Consider the following 21,079-nt stretch of genomic DNA (forward strand, 5'->3'; position numbering starts at 1 on the left):
AGGGAAACACAATCACCGTGTATAACGCTCACTCCATCTCGCACAATGTGCTCTTGCACCTGTTACTTAGGGGAACCAAATGGGAAAGTTTGAACGCATCTACCACGACCTGGCTCGTGACATTGATGAAGGCAAGTACGGCGTGGGCGATCTGCTACCCAGCGAAAAGAAGCTGACCGAAAAGTACAATGTCTCCCGTGAGACCGCCCGCAAGGCCCTGGCTATTCTGACCGATCGTGGCTACATCCAGCGCATCATGGGCAAGGGCTCCCTGGTCATCGACCACAAGCGCTACTCCATTCCCGTGTCTTCACTGGTGAGCTACAAGGAGTTTGCCGAGTCAGCCAGCAGTGACACCCAAACCGAACTGATCGAGCTGGAAGACGCCCTGCTACCCCACGTACCCTTCCAGGCTCTGACCGACGGTTCAGTTGAGCAGGTTCCCGTCACCCACATCATGCGCGTGCGCCACATGGACGGTGCTCCCGCCATTATCGACCACGACTACATCATCAAGAGCGTGGTTGCCGAGATTCCCCGCGAGGTCGCCGAGGACTCCCTCTACCACTACTTCGAGGGTGAGCTGGGCCTGAACATCGTCTCGTCTGCCAAGCAGATCACCATCGAGCAGGCCACCCCCAACGACGCCAAGTACCTGAACCTGCACGCTGGCGAGTACGTTGCGGTAACCACCTCAATCACCGTGCTTGAGGACGGCACCGCCTTCCAGTACACCATCTCCCGCCACCGCGCCGACAAGTTCCGCTACCTGGACTTCGCGCACCGCCGCCAGGAAATTCCGGTTTCTGAATAAAGTTCCAAATCGGCTGCAATACAGACTGAAGAACCTGTTAGACAGGTAAGGTTAAGGAGCGTATCCCGCTTGGCGGGGTGCGCTTCTTTTCTTTTACCCCAGCCCCACCCACCGGGCGCACCCGCCCCAGCACCGGCGTCCTACCCTTTGGAGCACACCATGAGCTTTCACGATAAGGTCATCTACCAGGTCTACCCCAAGTCCTTCTACGATTCGAGCGGCAACGGCATAGGCGACCTGCGGGGCATCATCGAGAAGGTCCCCTACATTGCCTCGCTGGGCGTGGATATGGTCTGGTTCAACCCCTTCTTTGTCTCACCGCAAAACGATAACGGCTACGACATCGCCAACTACTACGAGGTAGACCCCGCAATGGGCACCATGGCGGACGCCGAAGAGCTGATTGCTGCCCTGGGGCGCGAGGGCATCGGGGTTATGTTCGATATGGTACTCAACCACGTCTCTACCGAGCACGAGTGGTTCCAGCGGGCACTGGCTGGGGAGAAGGAGTACCAGGATTTCTTCTACCTACGCCCAGCACAGGCGGACGGCTCCCTACCAACCAACTGGGAGTCCAAGTTCGGCGGCCCCTGCTGGTCACAGTTTGGCGACACCGATCTCTACTACATGCACCTCTACGACGTGACCCAGGCAGACCTCAACTGGCACAACCCTAAGGTGCGCGAAGAGCTCTTCAAGGTAGTCAATTTCTGGAAGGACAAGGGAGTTCGCGGCTTCCGCTTCGATGTGCTCAACGTGATTGGCAAGGCCGAGGACCTGCGGGACGCCGCCCCCGGCGAAAATGACAAGCTCATCTACACCGACACCGAGCGCGTGCACCCCTGGGTACAGGAGCTGCACCGGGCCACCTTTGGCGACACCGAGGGCACCGTGACCGTGGGTGAGATGTCGTCAACCACCATCGACAGCAGCGTGCGCTACACCAACCCGGCTAATGAAGAACTGGATATGGTCTTTTCCTTCCACCACCTCAAGGTGGACTATGACGGGGCCGAAAAGTGGTCTGACGTGCCCTTCGACTTCATGGCGCTCAAGGGCCTGCTGACCGACTGGGCAGTCGGTATCCAGGCAGGGGGCGGCTGGCAGGCGTCCTTCTGGAACAACCACGACCAGCCGCGCGCCATCAACCGCTTTGGCGATGTGGAGCACTACCACGCTGAGTCCGCCACCATGCTCGCTGCCGCCGTGCACCTGACTCGCGGTACCCCCTACATCTACCAGGGTGAAGAAATCGGCATGGTTGACCCGGTCTACTCGTCGATGGCTGACTACGTGGACGTTGAATCCCACAACGCCTTTGACATTCTGCGGGCGCGCGGCGTGAGCGAGGACGAAGCCTTCCGTATCGTCACCAAGAAGTCCCGCGACAACTCGCGCACCCCCATGCAGTGGGACGCCTCTGAGTTCGCCGGCTTCTCTCAGGTGAAGCCCTGGCTGATGCCCACCTCGCAGACTGAAATTAACGTTGAACGCGAAGAGGCGGAGGGCGTCATTCTGCCCTTCTACCGGGAGCTGGTGCGCCTGCGCCACGAGATGCCCCTGATTGCTGAGGGGTCCTACGAGCCCTTTGCCCGGGAGCACGAGAGCGTCTACGGTTTTGTGCGCGAGCACGAGGGCCAGCGCCTGCTGGTACTCTGCAATTTCTACGGTGAGGACGCCGCCGTGCACCTGCCCGCGGAGTTCGCGGCGGGGTCGGCGCTCCTGTGTAATTACAAGAATGAGCCCGCACTGGACGCCGCCACTGACGCAGGTACCCTTACCCTGCGGCCCTATGAGGCGGTAGCGGTACTGGCCGGCTAGCCCTTGAGCTGCTCCACGATCTCCAGCAGGGCATCCATGTCGCCACTGAGGGCAAGGTTGGGGCGGGACTCACTACTGGCGACCGCCGCGTTGTAGTAGAGCCCGTCCCCCATCAGCAAGATAGCGCGCGCCACCGCATCCGAGGGCACCTCGGCCCGAATCATCTCAAACCAGCGACCCTGGATCCTGTCATAGACCCCGGCGACCTTCTCGGCGGCGTCCTGACGCAGACGCGAGGCGGCCACAAAAACCCGATCAAAAGGGGTGTCCTGGTACATGGAGGTGCGCACATAGTAGGCGCAGGCCCCGGCAGGGTCATCTGCCATGGCCTTGAAATCCCGCTCAGCGAGCGCCCAGGCCCGCTCCAACAGCCCGTCGATCAAGGCGCTCTTATCGGGGAAGTGGTAGAGCAGGCCACCCTTCGACACCCCGGCACGGGAGGCAATAGCGTTCATGGACGCCGCCCGCTCCCCCTCTTCAATGAGCAGGGCTTCGTAGGCGTCGAGGATTTTTTCGCGAGAACTCATGTGTTCAACCCTACCGGGCTAGCACTTGAAAACAAAACCGTCCAGACGGTACAGTAATCTGTATTGAACTAAAGCTACCGACGCAACACCCGCACCCAGCGGGCACCCAACCCCAGGTAGCCGTCCTCACGAAAGAGCAGACATGCACCCCGCAACCGGCCAGATGAGAGCCGTCACCGAACCCACCACAGCACCCTACTCCCGCCGCTGGGCGGCCCTGGCCGTCCTTATGCTGCCGGTGCTCCTGGTCTCTGTCGACAACACCGTGCTCGCCTTTGCCCTGCCCGAAATCTCGGCCCAGCTCTCCCCCAGCGGCACCCAGCTGCTCTGGATTAACGATGTGTACCCGCTGATTCTCTCGGGCCTGCTCATCCCCGCAGGTAGCATGGGTGACCGCTTTGGCCGCCGCACCATGCTCCTGCTGGGCGGGTTCGGCTTTACCGTCATCTCGGCAGCCGCAGCATTCGCCCCCACCGCCGCCTGGCTCATTGCCGCCCGCGCCGGCATGGGCATCTTCGGGGCCATGCTCATGCCCGCAACGCTCTCGATTATCCGTAACATGTTCTCCGATGCCACCGAACGCCGCACCGCCATCGCTATCTGGGCGTCCGGCTTTGCTGGCGGTGCAGCCCTGGGCCCCGTCGTCGGCGGCTTCCTGCTAGAGCACTTCTACTGGGGTTCGGTCTTCCTCATGGCTGTCCCCGTCCTCCTGCCCATGCTCCTGCTGGGCTTCTGGCTGATTCCCAACTCTAAGGATCCCAACCCCGGCACCATCGACTTCGTCAGCATCGCCCTGATTATGGCGACCATGACCCCCTTCGTCTACGCCATCAAGCATTTCGCCCACGACGGCTTCGACCTGCTCACCGTCGTCCTGCTGCTAATTGCTGCCGCCTGCGGTGTTGCCTTCACCCGCCGTCAGCTGGCCCGCACCAACCCCATGCTGGAGGTGCGCCTTTTCACCAACAAGCAGTTCACCGGCGCAGTGCTCACCAACCTCATGGCCATTTTCTCCCTGGTCGGCTTCCTCTACTTCGTCTCCCAGCACCTGCAGCTGGTCAGCGGCCACTCCCCCTTTAGCGCTGCCCTGGTGCTGCTGCCCGGCCTGGTGCTGACCGTCATTGCAGGCTTGGTCGTGGTGTACATCGTCAAGGTGGTCAAGCCCTGGATCGTGATTGCCGGCGCCCTGCTCATGAACGCAGCGGCCTTCACCCTGGTCTTCTTCACCGCCGATTCCGGATCAGACACCGGTATTCTGGTCGCCTTCGCCCTGCTCGGTGTGGGCATTGGTTTTGCTGAGACGCTGACCAACGACATCATCCTGGCCGCTGTGCCCCCGCACAAGGCGGGTGCGGCGTCCGCTATCTCGGAAACCGCCTACGAAACAGGCTCGGTTATGGGTACGGCGATTCTGGGGTCGATCCTGAACGCGGCCTATGTTGCCCACCTGGTGGTGCCCGAGGGGGTTAGTGCAGCGGACGCGGACGCCGCCCGCGAGACCCTGGGCGGGGCTGTGGAAACCGCCGAACGCATCGGCGGGGAAACCGGCGCGGCCCTGCTCGCTTCGGCCCAGCACGCCTTCGACTCCGGCGTGGTCTACACCTCGGCCATTGGCATAGTGCTCATGCTGATTTGCGCCGTAATGGTGGTGCGCACCCTGCGCGGGGTGAAGATGTAAAAGGGGACCGGAAAACTTAAAAAGGACCGCATATTTTGCGGTCCTTTTTAAGTTTTGCGGTCCCTCACAGAGGAGGACGGACGCGGCGTAACCTGTCCGTCACCTACTCGCCGGGCAAAATAAACCCGGCCGCCGGCGTCCGTCCATCGTGCTGTAAACCACTGTTTACCTACCACGTGCAGAGTTATCCCTTGTGACTGCACCATCAATTCCCGGTCTTGAGAACACAGACCTGAGCCGCCAGCCGCGCACCCGCCGCGTGCACACCAGCGCTAAAACCGCCCTCATCGGCGCGGCCCTGCTGCTGCCCAACCTGGTCCTGCTCCTGGTTTTTACCTACCGGCCCCTCATCGACAACATCAGGCTTTCCTTCTACAACTGGAATATCGCCTCCACCCGGCCAGCAACCTTCATCGGCCTCGACAACTACATCGAGTGGGTTTCCAAACCCGAAAGCTGGCAGATTGTCTGGCAGACCGCTGTCTTCACCTTCTTCGCAGTCTTCGGGTCTATGGTGCTCGGCCTGGCGCTAGCCCTCTTGCTCGATAAGCCCCTCAAGGGCCGTAACGCGGTGCGGTCACTGATCTTCGCCCCCTACGTCATCTCGGGTGCAGCGATTGGTGTAGCCTTTCAGTTCGTTTTCGACCCCGGCTACGGTCTGATCCAAGACCTGCTCGGCAAAGTCGGCCTTGACTCCCCCGCCTTCTACACCAGCCCCGGCTGGGCCATGTTCATGATTACCACGACCTACATCTGGAAGAACCTGGGCTACACCTTCGTCATTTACCTCGCCGCCCTGCAGGGCCTTCGCAAGGACCTCGACGAAGCCGCCGAAATCGACCGCACCCCGCGGGCCCGCAAGTTCTGGCGCGTCACCCTGCCCCAGCTGCGCCCCACCACCTTCTTCCTGTCCATCACGGTGCTGCTCAACTCCCTGCAGGTCTTTGACATCATCAACGTCATGACGGCAGGCGGCCCCCTGGGCACCTCAACCACCACCCTGGTCTACCAGGTCTACCAGGAAACCTTCGTCAATTCCCGCGCAGGCTACGGCGCTGCGGTTGCCACCATCATGTTCCTGGCCGTGCTCGTGATTACCGTTGTGCAGGTCCGTATGCAGGAGAAAAACAATGACCGCTGATATCGCTCGCGCCCGCTCCCTGCCCGCCGCCAAGCCCGGCTCGGCTCTGGCTGAACAGCAGCTTCAGGACGCCGGTACCTCCCAGGTGCGCCGGGCAGCTTCTACCCCCGGCACCTCAGCCACCGGCAAGGTCTTTGGTTACATCGGTATGATTCTGGCTGGGCTGGTTATCGCTGTTCCGCTCTACTTCGTGGTGATTACCTCGCTCAAGTTGCGGCCCGAAATCTACTCCAACCCCATCACCTGGATCCCCCAGGTCTTTGCCCCCGAAAACTACACCTACGTGTGGCAGACCTTGGACTTCTCCCGCTACTTCGTCAACTCGGTCATCATCACCGTGACCCTGGTCGTCGTCAAAGTAACCCTGGGTGTGCTCAGCGCCTACGCCTTTGCCTTCTATAAGTTCCCCGGCTCCAAGATTCTCTTCTACCTGGTCATCGGAACCCTCATGGTGCCCAACGAAATCACGATTATCTCCAACTACGCCCTCGTGGCGCAGCTGGGCTGGCGTGACACCTTCACCGGCATCATCGTGCCCCTGGCAGGGGTTGCTTTCGGAACCTTCCTCATGCGCAACCACTTCCTCTCCCTGCCCACCGAAATCATCGAAGCAGCAACCCTCGACGGCACCGGCTTCTTCCGCACCCTCTTCAAGGTGGTGCTGCCCATGAGCTGGCCGACCCTCATGGCCTTCGTACTTATCACCGCCGTCACCGAATGGAACCAGTACCTCTGGCCCTTCCTCATCTCAGACACCGGCCACGTAGCACCCCTCCAAATCGGGCTCACCATGCTACAGGCGAACGAGGGCCTCACCAACTGGGGCCCGGTCATGGCAGGCACCGTACTCGCCACCATCCCCATGATCGTGCTCTTCCTCTTCCTGCAACGCTCCATGATTAAGGGCCTCACAGCAGGTGCCGTCAAGGGCTAACCCACCCCGATTCACCCGACCACCCACGTCCTTACCCACCCTCTCACCCAAAGGAAAACCACCATGAACATCACCCGCCGCTCCGTGCTCTCCCTCGCCGGCCTTGCCGCCACCACCGCAGCCCTCTCAGCCTGCGCAGGAACCGGCACCGGCACCGCGTCCGCCCAGCAGGAAGGCAACGGAACCCTGCAGTTCTGGTCCAATCACCCCGGCTCCTCCCGCGACGTCGAGCAGAAACTGATTGACGCCTGGAACGCCGCTAACCCCGACACCCCCGCTGAACTCATCGACGGCGGTAAGAACTACGAAGAACTCGGGCAGAAGTTCAACGCGGCTCTCTCAGGCGGCGGCCTGCCCGACGTCATCGTCGCCTCAGACGTCACCTGGTTCAACTTCGCCTTCACCGGCGCCACCACCCCGCTCAACGACCTCTGGGCGTCAGAAGGTATCGACACCTCCACCTATGTTGAGACCCTGCTCACGGACTACACCTACGACGGCAAGAACTACGGCGTGCCCTACTCCCGCTCCACCCCGCTCATGTACTGGTACACCGCCGACCTCGAAAAGGCAGGCCTGCCCACCGACGGCACCGGCCCCGCCACCTGGCAGGAATTCGCCGAAACCTGGGCGCCCAAGCTCAAAGAAGCCACCGGCAAGCCCGCCCTCACCGTCGCCGACGGCTCCAACTACCTCGACTGGTACTTCCAGGGGGCCTTCTGGACCTTCGGCGGCGCCTACTCCAACGAATGGGACCTCAAGTTCACCGCCCCCAAGACCATCGAAGCAGCCACCTTCCTGCAGACCATGGTCAAGGACGGCTACATCTCCGTGGTCAAGGATTCAGCCAACGAATTCGGCATCGGCAATGCTAGCGGCCTGCTCGAATCAACCGGCTCCCTGGGCGGCCTGAAAGAATCAGCCACCGGCGACTTCATCACCACCTACCTGCCCGGCCCCAAGCCCGGCACCACCACCGGCGGCGCCGGCCTGGCTATCCCCGACGGCATCTCCGATGAGCGCAAGAAGATCGCCGTCAAGTTCATCGACTTCATCACCAACACCGAAAACACCATCACCTTCACCCAGGCCACCGGCTACATGCCCGTGCGCACCGACGCCGCCGACGTGCCCGAACAGGCCGCCTACATGAAGGAAAACCCCAACGCCGCCACCGCCATCCGCCAGCTGAACGAAAACACCAAGTCCCAGGACTACGCCCGCGTCTTCATCAACGGCGGCGGCAAGGCTATCGGCGGGGCCCTCGACAAGATTGTTGCAGGTCAGGACGTCGAAACCGTCTTCACCGCCCTGCAGGACGAGTTGCAAGCCACCTACGACCGCGACATCAAGCCCAACCTCTAAATCACCCCGCCCCCGCCCAGAACCCCAGAAAGCTCCACCATGGTTGAAGTCCACCTGCAAGATATTTCCCGTATCTACGACCCCAAGCGGCCGCGCGCCGTCAACCGGGTCAACATCACCGTGCGCGACGGGGAGTTTCTCACCCTGGTGGGGCCATCGGGGTCGGGCAAGTCTACCTGCCTGCGTATGCTGGCCGGGCTAGAGCCCGTCAACGAGGGCACCATCATGATCGACGGGGTGGACGTGACCGAAAAACCCGCCCGCGACCGCGACGTGGCCATGGTCTTCCAGTCCTACGCCCTCTACCCCAACATGACCGCCCGGCAGAACATGGCCTTTGCCCTAGAAAACGCCAAGCTGCCCAAGACCGAGATTGAAGAGCGGGTGAACCGTGCTGCCCAGATTCTTGAGCTCGAGCACCTGCTCGATGTAAAGCCCGCCAACATGTCGGGTGGCCAGCGTCAGCGTGTCTCGATGGGCCGGGCTATCGTGCGGGAGCCCAAGGTTTTCCTTATGGACGAGCCCCTCTCTAACCTGGACGCCCGCCTGCGCGTCTCAACCCGCGCCCAGATTGCCCAACTCCAGCGGGAGCTCGGCATCACCACGGTCTACGTCACCCACGACCAGACCGAAGCCATGACCATGGGCGACCGCGTGGCGGTGCTCAAGGACGGCATCCTGCAGCAGGTCGACGAGCCTATGCACCTCTACCGCCACCCCGGCAACACCTTCGTCGCCGGTTTTATCGGCTCACCCGCGATGGCTCTAATCGACGGGGTTGAGGTGCGGCGGGAAGCCGACGGGGTGGCTACCGCCCAAGCCCAGGCGTCCTTGGGTCTCCTCTGCCCCCTGCCTATTCCCGCTGAATTCACCGGGGTGCTGGGCGGCTCCGTGATTGTGGGCGTGCGCCCCGAACACTGGGAAGTTGAGCATGTGGGCGAGGGTGACGAGGTGTGCGGCCTGCGGGGCACGGTGACGCACGTGGAGCAGCTGGGAGCCGAGGCTTTCGCCTACGTGACGCCCCCGACTGGCCTGGAGCTACGCTCCCCCTCTATCGCGGTTCGGCTGCTGGGCAAGCACAATGTGGCACCCGGGGACGAGCTGCGCCTGACCCCCATCCGAGCGTCCTTCTTCGACCCCGAAACCGAAATCAACCTGGAGTACCTGGTCTAGCCCCCTACAGCCATTCTTTCTTCTTAAAGACCACCCACAGCCCAAAGGACACCGCAACCATCAGTAGCAGGGAGGCCGGGTAGCCGAAGGTCCAGTGCAGCTCGGGCATCACGTCGAAGTTCATGCCGTAAATCGAGCCAATGACGGTGGGGGCCACCAGGATCGCTGCCCAGGCCGAGATTCTCTTCATGTCATCGTTCTGCCGCTCAGCCACGATAGTTGAGTTCACCGCCAGAGCGTTCTCGATTTCGTCGCCGTCGTTTTCTAGGCCCTCAATGACGGGAAAGTAGCCGTCCACGAGCATGTCGAGCACCCGGTGCAGGAAGGCCAGTGGGTAGGCCTGCATGGTGGGGCTCTCCAGGGCGCTCGAGAAGACCGCGTCCATGGTGCGCTGGGTGGTCTCAACAGAGCGCAGGGCATCTTTGACAAGCCAAATCACAAAGTTTTCGCCCACGAACATGTGGGTTTCACCGAAACGGATCTCTTCGGTGTCATCGAGGTAGATCGCCGGGCGGAGCACCAGGTAGTAGGTGCTCCCGTAGCGATCGAGTTTGGAGCGCTGATGGCCCTGCTCGGAGTCTTCAACGGCGAGGGGGTGCAGGTCGAAGAGGCCGGTGAGGGTGGTGAGGTCGTCGCGGGAGGGGTCAACCAGGCCGATATAAGCGTAATCGGTGCCGGGAGTGAAGGCCCGGGCAAGGTCGGCGAGGGAGTCGTAGCCGGTGACGGCCCCGGTGGTGTGGTTGAGTGTGTTGAGCAAGGGCATGGTGTCTATCGTAGTCCTCTCTTGCTCCCGCAAGGGGACCTTAAAACCTAAAAAGGACCGCATAATATGCGGTCCTTTTTAAGAAATCTGGTCCCCTTGTAAGGAGAGGGGGCGCGGACGTCCGCCCTACTTCTCGTCCTCGATTAGGTCACGCACGACGATGGTCTGCTCGCGGCCGGGGCCAACGCCAATTGCCGAGATACGGCAGCCGGAAATCTCTTCCAGCTTCTCAAGGTACTTACGGGCGTTCTCGGGCAGCTCGTCGAGGGTTTTAGCCTCGGTGATGTCTTCGGTCCAGCCGTCGAAGTACTCGTAGATGGGCTTGGCGTGGTGGAAGTCCGACTGGGTCATGGGCATCTCGTCGTGGCGAACACCGTCCACGTCGTAGGCGACGCAGACAGGAATCTTCTCTAGCCCGGTGAGCACGTCCAGCTTGGTGATGAAGAGGTCGGTGAAGCCATTGATGCGCACAGCCTGGCGGGCCAGAACCGCGTCGTACCAGCCGCAGCGGCGGGGGCGGCCGGTGTTCACGCCGAACTCGCCACCGGTGGTGCGCAGGAATTCGCCCATGTCGTCGAAGAGTTCGGTGGGGAAGGGGCCAGCACCCACGCGGGTGGTGTAGGCCTTCTGAATACCGATGACGCGGGAGATGCGGGTGGGGCCAACGCCGGAGCCAACGGAGGCACCGCCTGCGGTGGGGTTAGATGAGGTGACGAAGGGGTAGGTGCCGTGGTCTACGTCGAGGAAGGTGGCCTGGCCGCCTTCCATGAGCAGGGTCTTGCCCTCGTCCAGGGCCTTGTTGAGCAGCTGGGTTGATTCAACAATCATGGGTGCCAGGCGGTCGGCGAAGCTCATGAAGTACTCAACGATTTCTTCGACCTCTACGTGGCGGCGGTTGTAGACCTTGACCAGCAGTTCGTTCTTCTGACGCAGGGCGCCTTCAACTTTCTGGCGCAGGATGGACTCGTCGAGGATATCCTGCACGCGAATGCCCAGGCGGCCTACCTTGTCCATGTAGGTGGGGCCGATGCCGCGGCCGGTGGTGCCGATGGCGCGCTTGCCGAGGAAGCGTTCGGTGACCTTGTCCATGGTCTGGTGGTAGGGCGCTACCAGGTGGGCGTTAGCTGAAATTTTGAGCTTGGAGGTGTCTGCGCCGCGGGCTTCGAGGCCGTCGATTTCTTCGAAGAGGGCTTCGGGGTTGACGACGACGCCGTTGCCGATGACGGGTACAGCGTTTTCTGAGAGGATACCGGCGGGAAGGAGCTTGAGCTCGAACTTCTGGCCGTTGACGACGACGGTGTGGCCTGCGTTGTTACCGCCGTTGGGCTTGACGACGTAGTCGACGCGGCCGCCGAGCAGGTCGGTTGCTTTGCCCTTACCTTCGTCGCCCCACTGGGCGCCTACAATCACAATTGCTGGCATAAGTCTTACTCCTGAATAGGGTGGTCACCGCCGGGTTTCACGGCGGTGGGGTGGGGCTGCGCGGCCTGTGCAGACGGCGCGGACGCAGGGGCACACCATTCTTAAGGATAGCAAGGGTGGTTTGTGTTTGGGTGGGTGTTCCAGGTTTTGCGCTGCTAGCGGTAGAGGGTGGGCGGACGCCGGTGGCAGGTTCCCGGGAATCATCGAGAAATAATCCGACATAAAGCCAGCGTATGCCCAGATTATCTTTAAGCTGGAGAGTATGAGCGAAAACCCATACACACCTAACACACCGTCTTCTCAGCCCAATCAGCCCGGAGTACCCTCATCGCCTGCTGGGGCTTACGCCGCACCGGGCCAGCAGCCCTACCAGGGCCCCTACGGCGCAGCTGAGCAGCCTAACGGCAAAAAGCCTAAGAATGTAGTTGGCCTGGTAGCCCTAGGTCTGGGCATACTCGGATTTATTCTTGCCTGCATTCCTGGCATCATGATTCTGGGCTGGCTGCTACTCTTTGCAGCTTTTGTAACCGGCATCGTTGGCCTGTTCCAGAAAAATAAGGAAAAGGTATCTTCAATCGTCGCGATTGTTTTGTCGGTTATCGGCTCTATTGTTTCAGCCGTTGTGCTGATTGTCTTTGTGGGCAATACCCTGGCCAACGACCCCGAACTCCAGCAGAGCCTAGAAGAGCTTGAATCGACTTTGGCAACTCCTTCTGCTGTCGCCTCTATTGATTCTGGTTCTTCCTCTTCTGAATCTGCTGTTGAAGACTCTAGTGGTTCTGCGTCTTCACTTGAGGGCGTGCTGAAGTTTGGCGATACTGCAGAATTTGAGGATGGTCTGCGTCTTACTGTCTCTGAACCTCGTACCGATTATGTTCCTAGCGAGTATGCTGCGCGTTTAGATGAGTCTTTGACTAATTACGTGGCTTTCACCGTGACAATTGAGAACGGCACAAGTGAACCATTTGAGCCTCTGTTTTATGCTGAGGGCAACTCTGGTGGTAAGGCTATTGACCAGATTTTTGATTCTGAGCAGAACATCGGTTCAGCACCTAGCGGTCGTATCCTACCCGGTGAATCTGTCACCTTTGATATCGCCTTTGGTGTAGCCGATCCAGCAAGCATTACTCTTGATGTTTCCGCTGATTTTGACCACGACGCCGTCCTGTACAGCAATAAGTAGTTTCTCGGTCTAGTCATTTCTAGACTGGTGTGGGCCCCGCTTGTCCTTATCTCACTGCGGTGAAGACAAACGGGGTCTTTTATGTGTTTTTATACCTATTTAGCCGTCGCGGGGCGAATATCAGCAGGTAAGCGCCCTCAACAGGCCAGGCGGTAGATTTCTTCGGCAAGCACGAGGTCTTCCCAGCCCATACCCGTTGTTTTGAAAATGATGGGGGCAGTACGTTTTAGAGGGACGCTGCCGGTAACACAGTCTTTGAGAAGTATTAGATCCTCATACGCAAGCGCTCCCTGAGCAACTGCCTGAATAACATCGCCTGCCTCGCGGCGAGCGGTTTCAAGGTCTTCAACGATCACCTGACCGCTTGCAAGAAAATCAGCGTCTAGCTCACGGGCGTCCGGCGTGTGCGACCCTACGGCCACGACCATAACGTCTTCACGCACGTCAGCCCGTGTAAAGAGCGGTTCCGAGGCAGTGGTGCAGCAGAGAACCAGATCAGCTTGGCTCAGCTCTAGACCCGCCCGATCGCTACCGGCTTGAGCCCACTGTCGAGTTGATCCTGCAGGTGCGTCTTCCGGTAGGTAGTGCGGACGGTTCCGACTCACATAGGTCACCAACACTTCACGCTTGTTATCGCAAAGGTCCCGTACTACTTTCTCGTGCCAGCGCCCCTGCGGGCCGGTGCCAAAAATAAGCACCTTCAGGAGCTCTGACGAGTCTGTGATCAAGGGCGAGATAGCGCTCAAAGAAACAGCGGGGGTGCGGATAGAAGTTAGAGCGGCACCGTCAATAACTGCTACAGGGCTCAGGGAGCCACCCTGAAAGAGCAAATAATTCCCTTGAATACGTTCCACCTCATAATCAGCGTTGTGGTGGTTGACGGTCAAAACCTTGATGCCGGTAGCAGTGGCTGTTGCTGAGGGCATGGTCAAGAGCTGCCCGCCGGGAATATCGTAAGCCTGCCGGTGGAAGTCCTGGGCCGGGTCATAGCCACTGGCAAGAGCCTGCCGGATAGCCTTAACGGCTTGCGATGGGGCAAGTACTTTTTCTACGGTGTCTTGATCTATAAACAGCATATTTTCTCCTTATCCCTAATCAGCAGATAGTTGGTAGTGACATCTGGCGGCCGAAATTATTAACCTTTCGCCTAGAAGAGCGCCACCTTCGGCGGGGCCGGGAAGATCTCGTCGAGGCGGGCGAGTTCGTCCGCGTCAAACCGGCGGACGACGGCAGCCGCGTTCGCGCGCACCTGCTCCTCGGTGGTGGCACCGGCAATCACGGAGGCAACCGGCTCCTGCTGGGCCAGCCACGAGAAGGCGACCTGCACCTCGGTCAGGCCACGCTCGGCGGCAAAGGCTGAGAAAGCTTCGAGCTGATCCCAGTTAGCACCGTCCAAAATATCAGGCTTGATACGGGTCAGGCGCCCATCGGCAGGAGCAAAAGAGCGGGAATACTTACCCGTCAGCAGCCCGTTGGCCAGGGGGAAGTAGGGCAGCACGCCCAGCCCGAACTCGCGAGCAGCGGGCAGGACCTCAAGCTCAGCACGGCGGTCGAGCAGGTTGTAGTGGTTTTCAGCCGCAATGTAGCGGTGCCCCAGTGCCCGGCCCAGGTGTTCGGCGTGGGCAATCTGCCAGCCGGTGTGGTTGGACGACCCGATATAGCGCACCTTGCCCTGCTCAATCAGGGTGCCCAGGGCTGAGAGGGTTTCTTCGATGGGGGTGGCGGGGTCGGGGGTGTGGTGGAAGTAGAGGTCGATGTAGTCGGTGCCCAGGCGGCTCAGGGACGCCTCAACCGCCCGCATAATGTACCGGCGGGAGCCGCGCACCCCGTGGTCGGTGCCGTTGGCACCGCCCATATCCATACCGAACTTGGAGACAACTACAATCTCATCGCGGTCGATTCCGGTCTCGCGCAGGGCCCGCCCAAACATGGTTTCAGAAACGCCCGGTTCAGCCCCGTAGATATCGGCGACATCGAAAAGGGTAATGCCGGCTTCAACGGCAGCGGTGAGGACGGCGTTGGTTCCGGCTTGCGTTTCGGTAGCGGTTTTGGCGCGGCCCAGGTTATTGCACCCCAGGCCTACGTTTGAAACGGTGAGGCCGCTTTTTCCCAGTTGACGGTATTCAATGCTCATACCCGTCATATTACTGTCATGTGTCTCGACACACCCGACACAGAGTCAAAAAGCTACACAGAGCGGCGGTTTCTTGCCAGCGCCCTGTCTGCGCTTTTAGTGTAGAACCATCAAATCTATCCAGAGCGACCGAGAGACCTAGCTCGATGACGTCGCAGCAACCACCCTGACGGGAAAGGTGCTCCTGCTAGGACCGATAGAGTGCATCACCAGCGGTCCACCCACCGCGCTGTGTGGCGCCCTCCCGCCACCAGTGGGAGCGGCCACCGCATTCTTTCGGGTCTACCCAACGACCTGTAAGGAAACCATGAGTACCCATACACCGGCGCTCTCCTACGAACTCTTCCCACCGCGAAGTTCTGCCAGTTGCGAGAGTCTGCTGACGACCATCGACCAGCTGGCACCCACTAACCCCGACTATGTGTCGGTGACCTATTCCGGTGACCGGGCTCGTAAGCAGAAAACCCTGGCCCTGCTAGACCATCTGGTTCATGAAACCCGGCTCACTCCCCTGGCCCACCTCACCTGTGTGGGGCACACCGCCGAGGAGCTGGAAGCTGCTGTTCGCCGTATTCTGGCGATCGGCGTCCGCGGGTTTTTAGCCCTGCGCGGCGACCTGCCGCCGGGCAGTACGCAGGCTCCCGATATCCCCTTTGCCCGATCCCTGGTGGACCTCATCCGCCGGGTGGAGACCCAGGATTTTGCCCACCTAGCGGCAGGACGCGTGGCGGTGGGGGTGGCTGCCTACCCCTCCCGGCACCCGGAGTCCAGCTCGGAGCTGCAGGATATTGAAATTCTGCTCTCCAAGGAGCGGGCGGGGGCTGACTTCGCTATTACCCAGGTTTTCTTTGAGGCGACCCGCTACGAATCCCTGGTGCAGCGGGCCCGAACTGCGGGGGTAACACTGCCCCTGATTCCGGGCATCATGCCGGTCACCAGCCTGCGCAGGCTCACCACCCTCTGCTCGCTGGCGGGCCTGCCCGTACCCCAGCAGCTGGCCTACGACCTTGAAACCGCGAGCGGGGACGCCGATCGGCACCGTATCGGGGTGGAGTTCGGCGTCCGCCTGCTCCAAGAATCCCTCGACGCCGGTGCCCCCGGCATCCACTTCTACACCTTCAATGAACACGCAGCGGTGCTGGACGTTCTCGAGCGGGTCGACCTACCCCGCTACAGCACCCGCTTTGAAAACCCCCTGGCCGAACTGACCTACGCCTAAAAATATCGGCCCAAAGACCTTATAGAAAGACACCACCATGACCACCGTTTTCCCCACCGCAACCATCACCGGCTACCCCCGTATCGGCGCCCGCCGCGAACTCAAGCGCGCTGTTGAAGCCTACTGGGCGGGTAAGTCCGACCAGAACGAACTGAAACAGACCGCCCAGAAGATTCAGCAGGACGCCTACCGCACCCTCACCGGGTGCGGCCTGACCGACGACTACGCTATTCCCGCGGACTTCTCCTTCTACGACCAGGTGCTCGATACCACCCGCCTCTTCACCGCCCTGCCCGCCCGCTTCGAGCCGGTACGCGATGACCGCGGCCTGATCGACCTGGACGGCTACTTCGCCCTGGCCCGCGGCACCGAGCACCTGCCCCCGTTGGAGCTGACCAAGTGGTTCGACACTAACTACCACTACCTGGTGCCAGAAATCGGCCCGACCACCGGCTTTACCCTCAACACCGAAGCTCTCGACGACCTGCTGGCAGCCGCTGAGGCGGCGGGGACGTCCGCCCGCCCCAGCATCACCGGCCCCCTCACCTACCTGCTCCTGGCAAAAGCTGAGGACGGCGCCCCCGCCGACTTCGCACCCCTCGACCGTCTAGCAGACCTGCTGCCCCTCTACCGGGATCTGCTCGCCCACCTGGCTGGCCGCGGTGTGCGCTGGGTTCAGTTCAACGAGCCCGCCCTGGGTGCCGATCAGGCTGTGAGTGAAGCTGAGCTGGCGCAGCTCATTGAGAAGACCTACGGGGAGCTCACCCAGCTCTCTGACCGCCCCTCCCTGCTGGTCACCAGCCCCTACGGCAACCTGGCCGGTCTGTTAGAACCCCTGGCCACTTCGGGCGTAGAGGCCCTGCACCTTGACCTGGTATCTACCGGCTATGATCAGGACGCCCTCGCCCGCCTCTTCGGCGGTGATTCGGCTCCCCTGCTGGTGGCAGGTGTGGTGAACGGCCGCAATATCTGGCGCAACGACCTGGCAGCCTCCCTCCACACCCTGCAGGAGGTGGGAGCGGCGTCCGTCTCAACCTCAACCTCCCTGCAGCACGTGCCCTACGACCTTGACCTGGAAACCGGGCTCGACCAGAAGCTCACCAACTGGCTGGCCTTTGCCCACCAGAAGGTCAGCGAAGTTGCCCTGCTCGCTCGGGGTCTCGCTGAGGGTCCCGAGGCTATCGCCACCGAAGTTGAGCAGGCCAAGGCAGCGCTCGCAGCGCGCGCCCAGTCCAGCGGAGTCAACGACCCCTGCATCCGCGAGCGCACCCTCTCCATTACCCCCGAGAACTACGAGCGCACGTCCGCTCAGGTGCGTCAGCAGGCCCAGGAGGATCTGAACCTGCCCCTGCTGCCGACCACCACCATCGGGTCTTTCCCGCAGACCGGTCATATTCGTTCCCTGCGGGCGGACTACCGCAAGGGTGCCTTGACCAGGGAAGAGCTCGATGCTCATCTGCGGGAGGAGATTCGCTGTGTGATTGACTTCCAGGAGAGTCTGGGGCTGGATGTGCTGGTGCACGGTGAAGCTGAGCGTAACGACATGGTGCAGTATTTTGCGGAGAACTTCGACGGGTTTGCGCCGACCGAGCACGGCTGGGTGCAGTCCTACGGCTCGCGCTGTACCCGCCCCTCGATTCTGTGGGGCGATGTAAAGCGTAGCGGTGCGGGTACTCGCGGTGAGGCCTTTACGGTGCCGTGGATTAGCTTCGCGCAGCAGCAGACCGATAAGCCGGTCAAGGGTATGCTCACCGGCCCGGTGACGATTCTGGCCTGGTCGTTTGTGCGCGATGATCAGCCTCTGGCGGCGACCGCGACCCAGGTTGCGCTGGCCCTGGCCGATGAGATTGCTGACCTTGAGGCCGCAGGCACCCGCATTATTCAGGTGGATGAGCCCGCCCTGCGCGAACTGCTCCCCCTGCGCGCCGAGGATCAGGCTGCCTACCTCGACTGGTCGGTCGGTGCCTTCCGCCTGGCAACCTCGCAGGTTGCCGACTCCACCCAGATCCACACCCACCTGTGCTACTCGGAGTTCAACGAGATTTTCGGGGCAATCGATGCCCTGAACGCGGACGTCACCTCGATTGAGGCAGCCCGCTCCCGCCTGGAACTGCTGGCCGATGTGCCCGAGAGCTTCGACCGTGGCATCGGCCCCGGCGTGTGGGACATCCACTCCCCGCGTGTGCCCCAGGTCGACGAGGTCGAGAAACTGCTGGCTACTGCCCTGGAGCATATCCCCGCCCGTCAGCTCTGGGTTAACCCCGACTGCGGCCTGAAGACCCGCGCCTACAAGGAGACCAAGGCTTCCATCGAGTCTCTGGTTGCCGCTACCGAGGCTGTACGAGCCAGCCTCAACGTAGCGGTCTAGGCGTCAGCAAAAGGACGCCGCCCCCGCCCTCCCCGCCGCCTGGCAGGAGGGTGGGTGGCGGCGTCCTTGCATCCGTGAAGCTCAGGTGCGACCCTAGTGGGCCATGGGGGCACTTCCGGGAGCCTGCTTGCCGGCGGGCAGAAGTAGGGCTACCACGATAGAGCCCAGCGACATGAAGGCTGCTACCAGGAAGGCCAGGTGCACACCGGCCATGTAGGCCTCTACGCCGGTGCCGCCGTGGGCAGCCGACCCGATACCCAGCAGAGCCACGAAAAGGGCGGTTGCTGCGGCACCGGATACCTGCTGGAAGGTGGTCATAGCCGAGGAACCGAAAGCGTGCAGCTCGTGGTCGAGAGAACCCAGCCCCAGGGACATCATGGGGGTGTTGATGAGCGGCAGGGCGAAAGTCATGAGCATGTAGGTACCCACCAGGTACCAGACGGGAGTCTGGGTGCTGAAGGTACTCATTAGCCAGATGGAGGCGCTAAAGAGCAGGGCACCGGGGATGACCAGGGTGCGGGCGCCGAAGCGGTCCGACAGGCGGCCGACGACGGGGCTCAGCACCGCCATGAGCACGCCACCGGGTAGCAGCATCAGGCCGGTTTGCAGGGCGCTCATGCCTAGGACGTTTGCGGCGTAGAGGGGAATCATAATTGCGGTACCTAGCATGACGCCAATACCCAGGGAGGTCATGATGACGGTCAGGGTGAAGGGGCGGGCACGGAAAATGCGCAGGTCCATGAAGGGACCGCGGTCTTGCAGCTGAATCTGACGGCGCACAAACACGGCCAGCAGGGCAACCGAGACAGCCACAATAACCCAGGGGTTAACCGGCAGATGGGCACCGCCGTGGGAGGAATCACCGCCCATGGACGACAGGCCCAGCACCAGGCCGCCAAAGCCCAGGGTTGAGAGGACGATAGAGAAGACATCGAGCTTCTGTGAGCTACCCTCGGGCTTCTCGGCCGGGGCCAGGCGTAGACCAATCACCAGGGCGATGATGCCGATGGGCAGGATCAGCCAGAAGAGCCAGCGCCAGCTAGCGACGTTCAGAATAAGACCTGAGACGGTGGGGCCAGCAGCCGGCGCTGCAGAAATGACCATACCGATAAGGCCCATAGCCTGACCGATTTTACTGGGGGCAACCAGGCGCATCATAGTGGTCATAAGCAGCGGAATCATCACGCCGGTACCGCCTGCCTGGAGCACGCGTCCGACCAGTAGCAGGGCAATGCCGGGGGCGATGGCAGCCACCAGGGTACCCAGGGAGAACAGGGCCATAGCACCCACGAAGACCGTGCGGATGGAATAGCGGGAGATGATGAAGCCAGAAGCCGGGGTTACGACCGCCATGGTCAGCATGAAGCCGGTGGAGGTCCACTGGGCGGTGGAAGCGCTGATGTTCAAATCTGACATGATGTCGGGCAGGGCTACGCCCAGCAGGGTTTCATTCAGAATCAGCACGAAGGCCGCGATGACCATAATAGCCAGGAGCAAGAACTCCTGGCGCTCTAGTTTATGGGCAGCGGGCATTGATGCGGTGTGCGCAGCCGGTTCAGTGACCGCGTGCGCTCCGGTTTCGGGGTGAGAGTGTGTTTGCGTAGAAGACATAGGCGTTTAAGCCTACTCTTCGCGACTGGGAGCGTATATAGCGTCTTGCTCACAACTCCCCGGCCAGGGGCAGGTCCGGGCATACAAACAGGCGCTACACCTTTCCTCAAGGTATAGCGCCTGAAAGCTAACTAAGAGCGGATTCTCTTAGAAGCAACCGTCGTAGCCGGAACCCCAGCCGCCGCCGGAGACACCAACGGTATCGAGAACGTGCCAGTGACCGGTGGCCTTGTTCTTAATAACCCAGATAGCTTTGAGCCAGCTCTGGGAGGAGCTGAACCAGCGGTTACCTAGCTGAAGCTGGAGCTTGCCTACGCCCTGGTTGCTGTTGAAGTAGACGTTGCTGGACTGAACCATGATGGAGCCCTGGGGCAGGGTGATGGTCTTACGGCCTGATTCGTAGCCGTCGTAGGAGAAGGGTAGCTGTAGGCCGCTCACGTCGCAGGGGGATGACCAGTTACCGGAGTAGAAATTTCTGCTGCTGTAGTAGCCGGAGCGGATGCCACGGAAGCGTTCACGTGCGTTACCGGCGGTATTGTAGCGGCCAGCATCCCCGCGAACAGGAACCAGGTAGCACTGGACATCGTAACCCTGGCGGCCTGCGGAAGCATCAAGGGTTAGGGTTGCGGTGTTACCGTAGCACCAGCCTTCACCGTTGCTCTGGTCGGTGAAGTGGGCGCAGGGAATATCGCGCATCCAGGTACCTTCGTGGCAGCCGGGAGGCAGGGGTGCCTGGTTAGTGGGCGGAGTCGGCTGAACGGGGGTGGTGGGCTGGGTAGAGTGGGTGGGCTGAGTCGGCTGGTTTGGCTGAGTGGACTGGGTGGGGGTGGTGCTATCAGCAAATGCAGCGGGGGCTACAGCCAGCAGGGGCGCAGCAAGTACCAGACCTTTAAGGGCTGTGCGACGGCTTGCGGAATGGGACATAG

Annotated in this window: 17 protein-coding genes and 1 riboswitch; of the genes, 10 read left to right on the top strand and 7 right to left on the bottom strand. The window is 61.3% G+C overall.

What is annotated here, in order from left to right; translation table 11 throughout:
* Window positions 1–79 precede the first annotated feature (79 nt).
* Together treR and HWU94_RS10225 are read left to right on the top strand one after the other, a co-directional pair.
* Window positions 80–814, top strand: a complete 735-nt coding sequence (treR, locus tag HWU94_RS10220) for a trehalose operon repressor (RefSeq protein WP_185173629.1) — start codon at window positions 80–82, stop codon at window positions 812–814.
* 159 nt (window positions 815–973) lie between these two features.
* Window positions 974–2,635: an alpha,alpha-phosphotrehalase gene (locus tag HWU94_RS10225; protein WP_185173630.1), complete on the top strand. Its 1,662-nt coding sequence runs from the start codon at window positions 974–976 to the stop codon at window positions 2,633–2,635.
* Here HWU94_RS10225 and HWU94_RS10230 read toward each other — a convergent pair.
* Complete coding sequence (locus HWU94_RS10230; protein ID WP_185173631.1) at window positions 2,632–3,162, bottom strand: TetR/AcrR family transcriptional regulator; 531 nt, start codon at window positions 3,160–3,162, stop codon at window positions 2,632–2,634. The genes HWU94_RS10225 and HWU94_RS10230 overlap by 4 nt on opposite strands.
* A gap of 142 nt (window positions 3,163–3,304) precedes the next feature.
* Between HWU94_RS10230 and HWU94_RS10235 the strand changes: the two genes are divergently transcribed.
* The 5 genes from HWU94_RS10235 to HWU94_RS10255 all read left to right on the top strand — a co-directional run bounded on the left by HWU94_RS10235 (window position 3,305) and on the right by HWU94_RS10255 (window position 9,453).
* Window positions 3,305–4,840, top strand: coding sequence for an MFS transporter (locus tag HWU94_RS10235; protein ID WP_244955965.1), 1,536 nt, complete (start codon window positions 3,305–3,307; stop codon window positions 4,838–4,840).
* 193 nt (window positions 4,841–5,033) lie between these two features.
* Window positions 5,034–5,981, top strand: a complete 948-nt coding sequence (locus HWU94_RS10240; RefSeq protein WP_221625845.1) for a carbohydrate ABC transporter permease — start codon at window positions 5,034–5,036, stop codon at window positions 5,979–5,981.
* Window positions 5,971–6,915: a carbohydrate ABC transporter permease gene (locus HWU94_RS10245; protein WP_185173632.1), complete on the top strand. Its 945-nt coding sequence runs from the start codon at window positions 5,971–5,973 to the stop codon at window positions 6,913–6,915. Before HWU94_RS10240 ends, HWU94_RS10245 begins: the two co-directional genes overlap by 11 nt.
* Window positions 6,916–6,978: 63 nt before the next feature.
* On the top strand, window positions 6,979–8,280 hold the full coding sequence (locus HWU94_RS10250) for an ABC transporter substrate-binding protein (protein ID WP_185173633.1): 1,302 nt from the start codon (window positions 6,979–6,981) through the stop codon (window positions 8,278–8,280).
* Window positions 8,281–8,319: 39 nt separating this feature from the next.
* Complete coding sequence (locus tag HWU94_RS10255; protein WP_185173634.1) at window positions 8,320–9,453, top strand: ABC transporter ATP-binding protein; 1,134 nt, start codon at window positions 8,320–8,322, stop codon at window positions 9,451–9,453.
* 4 nt (window positions 9,454–9,457) lie between these two features.
* On the opposite strand, the gene HWU94_RS10260 is transcribed toward HWU94_RS10255, so the two are convergent.
* Both HWU94_RS10260 and HWU94_RS10265 read right to left on the bottom strand, forming a co-directional pair.
* Complete coding sequence (locus HWU94_RS10260) at window positions 9,458–10,216, bottom strand: CorA family divalent cation transporter (RefSeq protein WP_185173635.1); 759 nt, start codon at window positions 10,214–10,216, stop codon at window positions 9,458–9,460.
* A gap of 126 nt (window positions 10,217–10,342) precedes the next feature.
* Complete coding sequence (locus HWU94_RS10265; RefSeq protein ID WP_135012930.1) at window positions 10,343–11,638, bottom strand: adenylosuccinate synthase; 1,296 nt, start codon at window positions 11,636–11,638, stop codon at window positions 10,343–10,345.
* Window positions 11,639–11,900: 262 nt separating this feature from the next.
* On the opposite strand from HWU94_RS10265, the gene HWU94_RS10270 reads away from it, so the two are divergent.
* Window positions 11,901–12,821 (top strand): DUF308 domain-containing protein, encoded by a 921-nt coding sequence (locus HWU94_RS10270; RefSeq protein WP_185173636.1) that lies wholly within the window; start codon window positions 11,901–11,903, stop codon window positions 12,819–12,821.
* 137 nt (window positions 12,822–12,958) lie between these two features.
* On the opposite strand, the gene HWU94_RS10275 is transcribed toward HWU94_RS10270, so the two are convergent.
* Both HWU94_RS10275 and HWU94_RS10280 read right to left on the bottom strand, forming a co-directional pair.
* Window positions 12,959–13,897 (bottom strand): ornithine cyclodeaminase family protein, encoded by a 939-nt coding sequence (locus tag HWU94_RS10275; RefSeq protein ID WP_185173637.1) that lies wholly within the window; start codon window positions 13,895–13,897, stop codon window positions 12,959–12,961.
* Between the two features lie 71 nt (window positions 13,898–13,968).
* A complete protein-coding gene (locus HWU94_RS10280; RefSeq protein ID WP_409348794.1) occupies window positions 13,969–14,955 on the bottom strand; it encodes an aldo/keto reductase in 987 nt (328 codons plus the stop codon).
* A 113-nt stretch (window positions 14,956–15,068) separates the two neighbouring features.
* A riboswitch (SAM riboswitch) is annotated at window positions 15,069–15,158 on the top strand.
* Window positions 15,159–15,262: 104 nt separating this feature from the next.
* Here HWU94_RS10280 and HWU94_RS10285 point away from each other — a divergent pair.
* Window positions 15,263–16,174, top strand: a complete 912-nt coding sequence (locus HWU94_RS10285) for a methylenetetrahydrofolate reductase (RefSeq protein ID WP_185173638.1) — start codon at window positions 15,263–15,265, stop codon at window positions 16,172–16,174.
* A gap of 37 nt (window positions 16,175–16,211) precedes the next feature.
* Window positions 16,212–18,542, top strand: coding sequence for a 5-methyltetrahydropteroyltriglutamate--homocysteine S-methyltransferase (gene metE, locus HWU94_RS10290; protein WP_185173639.1), 2,331 nt, complete (start codon window positions 16,212–16,214; stop codon window positions 18,540–18,542).
* Between the two features lie 93 nt (window positions 18,543–18,635).
* Here metE and HWU94_RS10295 read toward each other — a convergent pair whose 3' ends face one another.
* Window positions 18,636–20,153, bottom strand: coding sequence for an MDR family MFS transporter (locus HWU94_RS10295; protein WP_185173640.1), 1,518 nt, complete (start codon window positions 20,151–20,153; stop codon window positions 18,636–18,638).
* A 147-nt stretch (window positions 20,154–20,300) separates the two neighbouring features.
* Window positions 20,301–21,077 (bottom strand): hypothetical protein, encoded by a 777-nt coding sequence (locus tag HWU94_RS10300; RefSeq protein ID WP_185173641.1) that lies wholly within the window; start codon window positions 21,075–21,077, stop codon window positions 20,301–20,303.
* Between the last annotated feature and the right edge of the window lie 2 nt (window positions 21,078–21,079).

Source organism: Rothia nasimurium, assembly GCF_014217215.1.
Lineage (GTDB): Bacteria > Actinomycetota > Actinomycetes > Actinomycetales > Micrococcaceae > Rothia > Rothia avistercoris.